Source organism: Hymenobacter sp. B1770, assembly GCF_049896385.1.
Lineage (GTDB): Bacteria > Bacteroidota > Bacteroidia > Cytophagales > Hymenobacteraceae > Hymenobacter.
The window spans coordinates 331,703-343,926 of sequence record NZ_JAFCUF010000005.1 but is presented as its reverse complement, the minus strand read 5'-3'; the positions used below and the strand labels follow the sequence as shown (position 1 = coordinate 343,926).

At 59.5% G+C, this 12,224-nt stretch carries 9 protein-coding genes; 6 read left to right on the top strand and 3 right to left on the bottom strand.

Features of this window, described 5'->3' with window-relative positions:
- Nucleotides 1–207: 207 nt before the first annotated feature.
- Complete coding sequence (locus ACP7AJ_RS12730; protein ID WP_426060587.1) at nucleotides 208–1,554, top strand: hypothetical protein; 1,347 nt, start codon at nucleotides 208–210, stop codon at nucleotides 1,552–1,554.
- Between the two features lie 80 nt (nucleotides 1,555–1,634).
- Nucleotides 1,635–3,197, top strand: a complete 1,563-nt coding sequence (locus tag ACP7AJ_RS12725) for an OmpP1/FadL family transporter (protein WP_426060586.1) — start codon at nucleotides 1,635–1,637, stop codon at nucleotides 3,195–3,197.
- A 140-nt stretch (nucleotides 3,198–3,337) separates the two neighbouring features.
- Here ACP7AJ_RS12725 and ACP7AJ_RS12720 read toward each other — a convergent pair whose 3' ends face one another.
- Nucleotides 3,338–4,360 (bottom strand): hypothetical protein, encoded by a 1,023-nt coding sequence (locus ACP7AJ_RS12720; protein ID WP_426060585.1) that lies wholly within the window; start codon nucleotides 4,358–4,360, stop codon nucleotides 3,338–3,340.
- Between the two features lie 102 nt (nucleotides 4,361–4,462).
- Here ACP7AJ_RS12720 and ACP7AJ_RS12715 point away from each other — a divergent pair, with 102 nt between their 5' ends.
- On the top strand, nucleotides 4,463–6,703 hold the full coding sequence (locus tag ACP7AJ_RS12715) for a S9 family peptidase (RefSeq protein WP_426060584.1): 2,241 nt from the start codon (nucleotides 4,463–4,465) through the stop codon (nucleotides 6,701–6,703).
- A gap of 196 nt (nucleotides 6,704–6,899) precedes the next feature.
- Here the strand turns inward: ACP7AJ_RS12715 and ACP7AJ_RS12710 are convergent, their stop codons facing one another.
- Both ACP7AJ_RS12710 and prmC read right to left on the bottom strand, forming a co-directional pair.
- Nucleotides 6,900–8,561: a catalase gene (locus ACP7AJ_RS12710; RefSeq protein WP_426060583.1), complete on the bottom strand. Its 1,662-nt coding sequence runs from the start codon at nucleotides 8,559–8,561 to the stop codon at nucleotides 6,900–6,902.
- Between the two features lie 291 nt (nucleotides 8,562–8,852).
- Nucleotides 8,853–9,710 carry a peptide chain release factor N(5)-glutamine methyltransferase gene (gene prmC / locus ACP7AJ_RS12705; RefSeq protein ID WP_426060582.1) on the bottom strand — a complete coding sequence of 286 codons (858 nt, stop codon included), beginning with the start codon at nucleotides 9,708–9,710 and terminating at the stop codon, nucleotides 8,853–8,855.
- 54 nt (nucleotides 9,711–9,764) lie between these two features.
- On the opposite strand from prmC, the gene ribD reads away from it, so the two are divergent.
- The 3 genes from ribD (at nucleotide 9,765) to ACP7AJ_RS12690 (ending at nucleotide 12,114) form a co-directional block, all read left to right on the top strand.
- A complete protein-coding gene (gene ribD, locus ACP7AJ_RS12700; RefSeq protein WP_426060581.1) occupies nucleotides 9,765–10,802 on the top strand; it encodes a bifunctional diaminohydroxyphosphoribosylaminopyrimidine deaminase/5-amino-6-(5-phosphoribosylamino)uracil reductase RibD in 1,038 nt (345 codons plus the stop codon).
- Between the two features lie 103 nt (nucleotides 10,803–10,905).
- Complete coding sequence (locus ACP7AJ_RS12695) at nucleotides 10,906–11,388, top strand: GAF domain-containing protein (protein ID WP_426060580.1); 483 nt, start codon at nucleotides 10,906–10,908, stop codon at nucleotides 11,386–11,388.
- Nucleotides 11,389–11,436: 48 nt separating this feature from the next.
- On the top strand, nucleotides 11,437–12,114 hold the full coding sequence (locus ACP7AJ_RS12690) for a hypothetical protein (protein WP_426060579.1): 678 nt from the start codon (nucleotides 11,437–11,439) through the stop codon (nucleotides 12,112–12,114).
- Nucleotides 12,115–12,224 lie beyond the last annotated feature (110 nt).

Sequence of the window (12,224 nt, the reverse complement as noted above, 5' to 3'; positions counted from 1 at the left end):
AGGCACCGTTTCTGGGTCAAATTACGTTATTAATGCGCGGACCTCGTATTAGTGAGTAATTGGCCTTTGGGCTGCACTATACGAGCATGGGCCGCATTCTTTTAGCGTTATCATTGTTTAGCTACCATTGAGTATCAACAGCATTAGCCGGCTTGCTTGGTTTGTGTTGTTATTTTACGGTACCCTCACCTTCTTTCTTTTTCAATCATGAAAAACTTGCTCACCGCCTATTTGCCCGCTTTGGCTTTGCTCGCGTTGAGCGGTTGTGCGAGCACTGCTGGCCTGGCCACCTCGGAAGACGACGGCGTCTACTATTCTTCTAAAGACCGCACCACGGCCATTGTGCGCACGGCTCCTGAACAGGCGCCGGCCAGCACCGAAGAAGCTGCCAACCCCGACTATAATGGCAGCACGGCCCGCTCCTCAACCCGCCAAAACCAGAACAGTGGCTCGGACGAGTACTACGATGACACCTACACTTACATGCGTGGGGTGCCCGGCTATGGCCCAGGCGTAAGTTATTACATGCCTTACAGTCCTTACACCAACCTCAACTATGCCGGGGCATGGGGCATGGGTGCCTTTGGCATGCCGCCTCTTGGTTTTTACGACCCCTTCTTTAGCCCCTTTTACAGCCCCTTCTACGGCTATGGCCCGGGGCTAAGCATGAGCATGGGCTTTGGAAATCCTTGGGGCTACGGCGGCTTGGGATATGGCCGTCGTATGGGCATGGGCATGGGTTACGGCGCTGGCTTCTATGACCCCTTCTTCCACGGTGGACCCTTCTATAGCGGGTTCTATGGTCGGGGCGGGTATTACGGCAATGCTTTCTATGGCAATAACTTCGGCTATGGCAACCGCTCCTACGGCAACGAAAACGTTCGTCCCAACCGCACCTATGGCCCCCGCAATAACCGGGTGATGGACGGCCGCTACTCGGCTGGTGGCGGCAACGCCAGCCCCAACGGCACGGTGCGCTCCTCTGGTGCCACCACTCCTGGCCGGGCCCGCAGCGAAGAGCGTGGTACGCCGGGCATTCCGCAGCCCCAGACCTCTAACCCTGGTGCAACGGGTATCCAGACGCGTTCGGAAGCAGTTTCGGCTACGCCGACGGAGGATTCCCGCAACGATGGCTACAACCGCCCCCGCCACCAGATGCGCGGCGAACAGCCCGTGTACCGCGACATGTCGCAGCCCTCGGAGGGTGGTGGCCGCATTGCCCGGGATGAGAACGGCGAACGCCCCCGCAATGCGGACGCAGCGCCCCAGCGGGAGCAGAATGCTGCTCCGCAGGAGGGCCAACGCCGTCGGGGTGGCTTCTTCCAAAACATCGTTAATCCCAGCAGCAACACAGCGGGTCAAACGGCCGACCAGCCCCAGCCCGCTCGTCAGCGCACGTATGACCAGCCTCGCCAGCAGCGCACCTATGAGCAGCCCCGCCAGCAGTCTTACGAATCGCAACGCTCCAGCCAGCCCTCCTATTCGGCACCGTCGTACAATAGCGGTGGTGGTGGCGGCGGAGGTGGTGGCAGCCGTGGCCGTAGCCGCGACTAAGTGCTGAGCTATTGATTTCTGCAAATACTCCCTCAGTGAGCCGGCCCAACGGCCGGCTCCTTTTCTTCCTACCCCTTCCTATGAAAAAACGGATAATTTGGCTTAGCCTGGCCTTGGTTGCAGGGTCGGCCAGCCACGCCTTTGCCCAATTTGCCAGCGATGCCCTTCGCCATTCCCGCCTGCAGTTTGGTGGCCCTGCCCGCACCCTAGGCATTGCTGGAGCCAACGTGGCACTAGGAGCCGATTTTGGCAACCTGACCAGCAACCCGGCTGGCCTGGGTATGTATCAAAAATCTGAGCTGCACTTCACCCCGGGCGTTGGCTTCGGCCAGAGCAATGGCCGCATCGAAGGCAACTCGGCGGCAGCCCAGGAAGCGACCCAGAATAGCTTCCATGTGGGCAGCGCCGGCTTGGTGTTCACCACTCGGCGCCCCGACGATGACCAGACCACCAATTGGCGGGCCGGGTCGTTCGCGCTGGGTTTCACCCGCGTGGCTGACTTCAATATTGCTTCCAGCTACCAGGGCTCGATTAACAATAACCAATCGTTTCTCTCGCGCCTGAGGCCACAAGCCGGCGCCCGCGGCCAAGCTTTCTTTGATGACCTGGACGACCAATTCGACAACAACCAATACACCACTAATTTAGGCCTTGCCTATGGCGCCTATCTAGCCGACATCCGGCAGGCCCGCACCGGGGCCCGGCTCGACTCGGCGGTGGTGCTGCGGCAGCAGGGCAGCCTGCTTAACCAAGGCGAAGTGGTAACGAATTCGGGGTCGCAGTCGCAGTTCGACCTGGGCTATGGGGCCAGCTACCGCGACCGGCTGTATATCGGCGGCGCCATTGGCATCGTGAGCTCCAACTTCACGGAAACCCGCGTTCTCAGTGAAACCGATAATGACCCAAGCACCTATTTCATGGGCCTGCGCAGCCGCAGCGAGCAAACAACGGCTGGTTCCGGCTTTAATGCGCGACTGGGCATGATTTACCGGGCTACCGATAACCTGCGAGTGGGAGCTTCGGTGCAGACGCCCACCTACATGCGGTTTACGGAGACGTTCAACGAGAGCCTGACCTCCAATTTCAGCGCTCAGGGCGCCGACCGGGTACCCAGCGACCTGCCCGTAGGCGAGACAACCGTGGCCTTCGACCCAAATGATTACGAATATGCCCTGACTTCGCCGCTCCGAGCCAACGGCGGCGTAGCTTACACAATAGGCAAGCTTGGCTTTATCACCGGTGACGTGGAATATGTAGGTTACGGACGGGCCCGCTTCAGCAATGATAATAACACAGGCAGCGAGCTTATTACCGAAGAAAATAATGCCATTAAAACCCGCTACCAGAGCGCCGTCAACCTACGCTTTGGGGCTGAAGGGCGCTTCGATATTTTCCGGGCGCGGCTGGGCTTTGCGCGGTACGGCAGCCCTTACAAAACCGATACTGGCAGCGAGCGCGCCCAGAACTTTTATACCGGAGGCATAGGCATGCGGCAGGGCAACTTCTTTATCGACGCGGCCGCGGTGTACACCACCTTCGACCAAGTGTATACTCCCTACTCCTTAGTCAATGACTTGCAGCCGGTGGTGAACGTGAGCAACAACCGTTTCACCACCAGCATCACGGCTGGCGTTACTTTTTAGTATCGTTTTTGGTCTTTACGGCCCACAAGAAAAAAGGCTACTCCATTCCGGGGCAGCCTTTTTGCGTTTTGGCGGAGGCAGGCCTTGCGCTTAGATATCTTTTGGCATGAGCACCGTACCCGCCAGTCCGACTGACTTCTCTACTTCTGTACCCTGATGCTGCAATTGATTAGGGGAGCAGTTCCCGGCACTAGTTCTCCCACTAGCAGCAGGCCGTAGTACCCCTCGCCGGTGCGGAAAGCAACCACGCTGCCGCGGGCCAGCACGCCCGTCGATAAGCTGTCGCGGGTGAACGGCGTAGCCGCCGCAAAGGCCGAGGCGAAGCTGGAAGTGGTTCGCGCATCGGCAAACTGTGCAGCACTGAGGGTTGTGCGCAGCAGCCGGGTGGCGTTTCGGTTGGCCCGAGGCCAGCGGGCTCCCGACAACTGGCGCGCCAGACTATCGGCCGCCATGCCATCGAGCCGGATAGTGCCCCCGGTGCTGCTGGTCACACACACTAAGTCAATCAGTTTCTGATTGGGCTGCACTGTCGCTTCATTGTTCAGCACAGCGTACCGGGGCAGGAGCAAGCCATAGCGCAGGTTGAGAAACACCCGGGCCCGGTTGCGGAGGGTGTCGGAAGCCGTAGCGGGACGGGGACGCATCAGCACGGCATAGTTGTGAAACACGGCGGCAGAATCCGGCTTGCGCACCGTGATGCGGTAGGCCCGGGAAGCGCTTTCGCCGGCGGCATCCGTGGCAGTGTATTGCCAGAGCTCGGTGCCGGAGGTAGAGCGCGCCGAAAAACGGTTGTTAAAGATGTATTCGCCGCCTTTGTAGGGTGAAGTATAGGTGGGCGAGTTGGGAATGGGTGTTATCAGCGAGTCCAGGTAAACAATGGTTTGAGAACCCGGGGCATTATCAAGGTTAAAGTTTGACAGTGGCAGCGGATAGAGAATAGGGCTCAGGCCCGGGGCGTAGGTAACCTCGATACGCAGGCGTCGAAGCGGGCTTTCGTTGCCTACGGCGTAGGCCCGGGTGGTGAGCGTATCGTTGGGCCCGACGCTGCGGTTGCTGGAGGTCAGGGCGGTGTTGCCGATGAAGTCCAGACGCACCGGGGCATTCGTTTTGGAGCAAGCGCCGAGCAGCACGGACAAGAAAACTAACAGGAGGCGAAAACGCATGATGCAAAGGTAGCGGGAGGCGCGCCCTGCACAGGTGCTGCCGGTGGCTATTACCTTTAACGTTCTATTCCCTCCCTTATTTATCTCACGCTCTCTCAGTCTATGCGTTTTCGCTTTTTTGCGCTGGCCGCGCTACTGGCCACCAACGGACCGGCCCTGCTGCCGGGCTTCACCCCTACCACTGTTCAGGCACAGCAAAAGCTGCCGCTTACGTTAGAAGATATTTGGGCCAAACCCACGTTTCGCTCCGCGAGCGTGCCGGGATTCAACTGGATGAACGACGGCCGGTACTATTCGGCGCTGGAAGCCGGGGGCCTCGTGCAGCACGAAGTAACAACCGGCAAGGCCGTGCAAACATTGGTAGCGGCAACGGAGCTGCAGGTAGCCGGCACCAACAAGCCCTTGGCCGTGGATGGCTACTCCTTCAATGCCAATGAGCAGAAAGTGCTGTTTACAACCGAAACCGAGCCCATTTACCGGCACAGTGCGCGGGCCAGCTACTACGTGTTCGACCGCGGCACCAAAAAGCTCACGCCGCTGAGCGCGGGTGGCAAGCAGGGCTACGCCACGTTTTCGCCCGATGGCCAGCGCGTAGCTTTCACCCGCGACAACAACGTGTTTGTGACCGACCTGGCATCCATGCAGGAAACTGCTGTGACCACCAATGGCGTGAAGAACCAGCTCATCAACGGCTCCTCCGATTGGGTGTATGAGGAAGAGTTTGGCTTTGCCCAAGGCTTCTTCTGGTCGCCCGACAGCAAGCAGATTGCCTTCTATACCTTCGACGAAAGCCAGGTACCGGAGTACGACATGCAGAAGTGGGGTAACCTTTACCCCGAGGAGTACCGCTTTAAATACCCCAAAGCCGGCGAGAAAAATTCGGTGGTCAGCGTATCGACCTACGACGTGGCCAGCGCCCGCACCACCAAAATAGACGTAGGCCCCGAGCCCGACCAGTACATTCCCCGCGTGCAGTGGACCACCGCGCCCAATACGCTCAGCATTCAGCGCCTGAACCGCCTACAGAACAAGCTCGAAATTCTACACGCCGACTCCCGCACCGGTGCTACCCGCGTAGTGCTGACCGACACCAATCCGGCCTACGTGGAAATCAACGACGACCTGAAGTACCTGGCCGGCGGCAAGCAATTCATCTTTACCAGCGAGAAGGACGGCTACCAGCACCTGTACCTGCACGACATGAACGGCAAGCAAGTGCGCCAGCTCACCAAGGGTAACTGGGAAATCAGCGCCATTAACGGCTTCGACCCCAAAAGCGGCTACGTGTACTACACCAGCACCGAGGGCTCGCCGCTGCAGCGCCACCTCTACCGCATCAACCTGAAAGGCACGGGCAAAAAACGCATCAGCGACGCCGAAAACGGCATCGATGTGGTGAACATGAGCCCCGACACCAAGTACTTTCTCAACACGCACTCTTCGGCCGGCGTGCCGGCCCTGGTGAGCTTGCGCGAGGGCAGCACCGGCAAGCTGGTGAAGGTGTTAGAAGACAACTCCAAGCTGGTTCAGACTCTGACGCAGTACGACCTGGGCAAGTTTGAGTTCATCAATTTCAAAACCTCGGAAGGTGTGGACCTGAACGGCTGGATGATTAAGCCCAGCAACTTCGACCCCACCAAAAAATACCCTGTGCTCATGCACGTGTACGGCGGCCCCAGCTTCGGCAGCAGCAGCACCCAGACCGTGCTCGACAACGCCGGCGGCGGCACGGCCTTCACCAACTACCTCTGGCACCAGATGCTGGCCCAGCAGGGCTACATCGTGGTTTCGGTTGAGAACCGGGGTACTTCGGGCCGCGGCTCGGCTTTCCGCAAAGCCACCTACGCCAACCTGGGTAAGCTCGAAACCATCGACCAGGCCGAAGGCGCTAAGTATCTCGGCGGCCTCCCCTACGTCGACAAGTCGCGCATCGGCATCTGGGGCTGGAGCTACGGCGGCTACATGACCTCGCTGGCGATGACTAAAAATGCTGACCTTTTCAAAATGGGCATTGCCGTGGCGCCTGTCACCAACTGGCGCTACTACGACACCGTGTACACGGAGCGCTACCTCAAAACTCCTCAGGAAAACCCCGCTGGCTACGATGAGAACTCGCCTGTGCAGTTTGCCCAGAACCTGAAAGGCAAGTTCCTGCTCGTGCACGGCACTGGCGACGATAACGTGCACTTCCAGAATTCCATCGCCTTCGTCGACGCCTTGATTAAAGCCGACAAAGACTACCAAACGCTGTATTACCCCAACCGCAACCACGGCATTGGGGGCGGCAACACGCGCCTGCACTTGTACCGGCAGATGACGAATTTTGTGAAACAGAATTTGTAAGAAGCCCAAGCCCTATAAAAACAGAACGTCATGCTGAGCGTAGCCGAAGCATCTCACTTGTGTTAGCAACTCTATTGTGAGGTCGATGTGAGCGAAATGCTTCGGCTGCGCTCAGCATGACGTTCTATTGCATGGCAATTGTTAAATAAAAAAGGGCTCCCGATTGGGAGCCCTTTTTTATTACGCTGACACTGTGCTAATACGGCTTAGCGTCGTGGGCGAGTTCCTCGGCTTGCTCTACAGCTTCGCTGGCTTTGCTTTCATTAGCCTGCGTAGCACCGTTTTTGCCGTTGCGGGCATTTTGCAGACCCTCAGCCAAGCGGCGGCCCCAGTCGGCGTCGCACTGGGTGCAGAGGTCAATCATCTTGTCCTGGATAACCTGGGCTGCATCGGCCAAGGCACCGGTCATGTTGCTGATGAGGTCGTCGCGCTCCCAGTCTTCGTGCAGGCGGTAGCGTTCGCCGGCCTGCTTGAAGTTGTTGGTGCGGTCGATGGCCTGGCGCATCAGGCGGCCTTCGTAAGCGGGCATGTGCTCGGCACCGGCGCGGGGCGACTCCTTCAAACCCTGCAGGCTGCTGGGCTCGTAGTTCACGTGCAGGTTCTGGCCGGGGGCGGCATCTACGTGGTAAGCCATCTGGCCATCGCGCTGGTTGGTGGCCACGTGCTTTTTGGGCGCGTTGATGGGCAGTTGCAGGTAGTTAGTGCCCACGCGGTAGCGTTGTGTGTCCGAATACGAGAAGGTGCGGCCCTGCAGCATCTTGTCGTCGGAGAAGTCAAGGCCGTCAACCAGTACGCCGGTACCGAAAGCCGACTGCTCTACTTCAGCAAAGTAGTTCTCGGGGTTCCGGTTCAGCGTCATCTTGCCCACGGGCAGGTGCGGGAACTGGTCTTCGGGCCAGAGTTTGGTGTCGTCGAGCGGGTCGAAGTCGAGCTCGGGGTGCTCGCCGTCTTCCATTATCTGCACGCGCAGCTCCCACTCTGGGAAGTTGCCGGCCTTGATGTTGTCGAACAGGTCCTGGGTGGCGTGGTTGAAGTTTTTGGCCTGAATGGCTTCAGCTTCGGCCTGCGTCAGGTTTTTAATGCCCTGCAGCGGCTCCCAGTGGTATTTCACCAGCACGCCCACGCCTTCCTTGTTTACCCACTTGTAGGTATTCACGCCGGAGCCTTGCATCTGGCGGTAGTTGGCCGGAATGCCCCAGGGCGAGAACAGGAACGACACCATGTGCATGGCCTCGGGCGTGTTGCTGATAAAGTCGAAAATGCGCTCGCCGGTCTGGCGGTTGTGCACCGGGTCGGGTTTCTGCGAGTGAATCAGGTCCGGGAATTTGAGGGCGTCGCGAATGAAGAACACCTTCAGGTTATTGCCCACGAGGTCCCAGTTACCGTCTTCGGTGTAGAACTTTACCGCGAAGCCGCGCGGGTCGCGCAGGGTTTCGGGCGAGTGGCCGCCGTGGCCTACCGTGGAGAAGCGCACAAACACCGGCGTCTCCTTGCCGGGCGTATTGAACAGCTTGGCGCGGGTGTATTTCTCAATAGGCTCGTCGCCCACTTTGCCGTAGGCCACAAACACGCCGTGGGCTCCTGCGCCGCGGGCGTGCACCACGCGCTCGGGTACCCGCTCGCGGTCAAAATGACTGATTTTTTCCAGGAACTGATAGTTCTCCAGGGTAGCAGGGCCGCGGTTGCCCACGGTGCGCAGGTTCTGATTGTCGTAGACCGGGTGGCCCTGGCGCGTGGTCAGGGTGTTGGCGTCTTCGCCGGCGGCCATGCGACCATCCAGCGAGCTGCCCGCTCCGTTCACGGCCGTGCCGTGCTCGCCGGGCTGTTTGCCGGGCGTCAGCTCTTGCTCTTGACTCATAGAATAAGTAAGATTAGAAAAGGTTGAAAGAATAATTACGTGTGCTGCGCAAATAACGCCAAAAATGGGAAGGTTGTTTAAGATTATATGGCTTAAACATCAGCTTAGGATACCCGCTTGGAGCCATAGTCAGACTTTTTCATGAAGCAAAGCGCCTGCATGCCCAACTCAGCAACTATCCGGAAAGGAATTGACCGTCAATCCACCGCTGAGACAATAATGATGAGTCTACAATAATATACCTGGCCTTTCACCCCGCTCCGAACAGGCTGGGGTGCTGCACCCAACAAACTACTCACGGGTGCCGCGCACCACACGCGGCTTGTCGAACATATCGGCCAGCACGCGCACATCGGTGAAGCCGTACTCCTGCACCAAGGCCGCCGTTTCCTGCCCCAGCGCTTCGTTAATTTCCAAGTAAAGCCCACCTCCGGGACGAAGCAGTTCGCGCCCTACTTCGCACAAGCGGCGGTAAAACAACAGCGGGTCCTCGTCGGGCACAAACAACGCGGTGGCGGGTTCCCAGGCCAGTACGTTTTCCCGCATCTGGGTCCGTTCGCTTTCGCGCACATAAGGCGGGTTGCTCACGAGGATGTCGAGCGAAGCAGGCGGTATCGTAGCCGGCATCGCCTGCAAAATATCAACCCGCTCAAATGCTACCGTTGGGGCATAACGGGCGGCGTTGCGACGGGCCACGGCCAGCGCTTCCTCCGAAATATCCACGGCCAGCACCTGGGACTTGGGCAGCAGGCGCGCCAGCGCCAAAGCCAAGCAGCCGGAGCCCGTGCCCACGTCCAGCACCTGGAGGCCTGCCTGCCCCTCGCGCTCCATTCGTATCACCCGGACCAACTCTTCGGTTTCGGGGCGGGGAATGAGGGTGGCCGGGGTTACTTCCAGCGTCATTTCCTCAAAATACGCCTCTTGTAGCACGTACTGCACCGGCTCGTGGCGCAGCAAGCGCGCCTGTAGTGGCGGCAGGGCCTCCAGCGCTGCCGCGGGCACCTGCTCCTGGGCATCCATCATGCGCTGCAGGGCATCGATTTGCAGCAAAGACTCCACCACGAGGGTGGCAATTGCTTCGGCTTCGCGGTGGGGGTAGGTAGGCTGCAGCGCGGAGGCCAGGGTAGTGGTGAATTCGCGGATGGTCATCGGAACAAAGGTAGGCCCAAGGCGTAGCTATAACCCGTTCCCTACCTTCACCGAATGAAATCAGAAGATGTCATTTTCATGCGCCGCGCCCTCGATTTGGCACACTTGGGCACTGGCTATGCCCGCCCCAACCCCTTGGTTGGTTGTGTGGTAACTCACCAGGGGCGCATCATCGGGGAAGGCTGGCACCAGCAGTACGGCGGCCCACACGCGGAAGTAAACGCCCTGGCGGCCGTAAAAGACCAGTCGCTGCTGCGCCAGAGCCGCGTGTATGTGACGCTGGAACCCTGCGCGCATCACGGCAAAACCCCGCCTTGTGCCGACTTGCTCATTGCCAAGGGCGTGCCCGAAGTCGTGATTTGCAACGAGGACCCGTTTCCGCTGGTGGCCGGCCGGGGCATCGAGAAGCTGCGCGCTGCGGGCGCGAAGGTTGAAACCGGAGTGCTGGCCGAAGAAGGCCGCTGGCTCAACCGACGGTTTTTCCGCTTTCATGAAAAGAAAAGGCCTTACCTGGTATTGAAATGGGCCGAAACGGCCGATGGCTTTCTGGCCGGGCGCTTCTTCCAGCCGGTGCAAATCAGCTGCCCGCAAGCGGGCCTGCTCACCCACCAGTGGCGGGCCGAGGAGCAAGCCATTCTGGTGGGCACCCGCACCGCCCTGCACGACAACCCCCGCCTGAACGTGCGCGACTGGCCCGGCCCCCAGCCTACCCGCCTTGTTATCGACAAGAACCTGTGTTTGCCACCTTCACATAACCTGCTCGACGGCTCGCAACCTACCCTCATTTATACCTACCGACAGCCCCGCCACACCACCAACCTCGACCTCGTGACCCTGTCCGAAGCCGACGACCTCATCCCCCAAGTGCTGGCAGACCTATACCAGCGCCAGATACAATCGGTGTTTGTGGAGGGCGGACCTACTGTGCTCAACGCGTTGATAAACGCGGGCCAGTGGGACGAGATTCGCGTGTTCCGGGCGCCCATGAAGCTGGGCCAGGGCATAGCCGCCCCGCGCCTGGGCCTAAACGGTTTGCACGAGCGCCGGAACGTTGGGCCCGATGAGTTGTTCTGGTATGTGAACGAACAGTAGCCCACTCGCGGGCGGCTTGTAATGCGCCGCACCCTTTGGCGATTACTCTTGTTAAAAACCCACAACTACTACCGCGAACGGCCACGTTCGCATCATTTATACTATGGCCGAAAACCTCACCCTCGACACCACCCTTACCAAAGCCGAGCAATACCAGCAGCTACTGCCTCAAATCGAAGCCCTCACCACCGGCGAGCCCGACCTCACCGCCAACCTAGCCAACACGGCTGCTGCTCTGCGCCAGGCGTTTGGCTTTTTCTGGGTTGGCTTCTACTTAGTAAAGGAAGATGAGCTGGTGCTGGGCCCGTTTCAGGGCCCCATTGCCTGCACGCGCATCCGCCACGGCAAGGGCGTGTGCGGCGCTAGTTGGGCACAGGCCCAAACTTTATTGGTGCCTGACGTAGAAGAGTTTCCCGGCCACATTGCCTGCAGCTCCGATTCCAAGTCCGAAATCGTGGTGCCGATTATCAAGGAAGGCCGGGTGGTGGCTGTGCTCGACGTCGACAGCGACCAACTCAACGACTTTGACCACGACGACCAAACGGCGCTCGAGCAGCTCATGCAGTTGGCGGCCCGGTGGTTTTAAGGCTACTTTATTAATTCAGAAATTTCCCTGACTTTCTGCTCCAACTTCATGAAAAAGCACTTTCATCCCCTTGGCGACTGGCGGCGCAACGTGCTGCTGATTGCCGCTGCCAGCAGCCTCGGCCTCGCGCTGCCTGCCTGCTCCGATAACAACCGCGCTGACACCAACGGCGCCGAAGCCGGCTGGGGCGGCGACACCTACAGCCAGGGAGTAATCACGGAAATGACCGAAGTGCAGCCCGGCGAATGGAAAATCACGGCCGAGCGTCCGGCGGGCAAGGAAGAGGTGGCGGCGGTATTGCGTCATTTCGATGGCAAGGTTGATACCCTGCAGGGCCAAGCCCTACAACGTCAGATGCAGGAGTACAGCCGCAGCAACCCCGAAAACCGCGCCCAGGGCACCGGCATGATGGACATCCTTATGTGGAGCGGCATTGGCTACATGGCCGGTCGCTTCCTCACGCCCAACCGCGGCGCCTACGCCAACCCTGGCATCATCCAGCAGAACCAGGGCTGGCGCTCCAACGTGGCCCAGGAGCGCCAGACGCAGGGCCGCGGCTTTTATGGCCGGGGCTTTGCTGGTGGCCGCACCTCCCCCAACGCCGGCATACAGGAAAGCCAGTCCACCATGCGCACTTCCCCCCGGCCAGGTTTCCGCAGCGGGGCCCCGGCAGGCCGCAGCAGTGGGTTTGGCAGTCGCGGCGGCATGCGGGGCTTTGGCGGGTAAACGCTAAATATTTAGGTTGCCATCAAAACGGTCATGCTGAGCGGAGCCGAAACATGTCGCGTGGGGTAGCATTCCAATCGTTCAACGATGCGAGCGAGATGCTTTGGTCG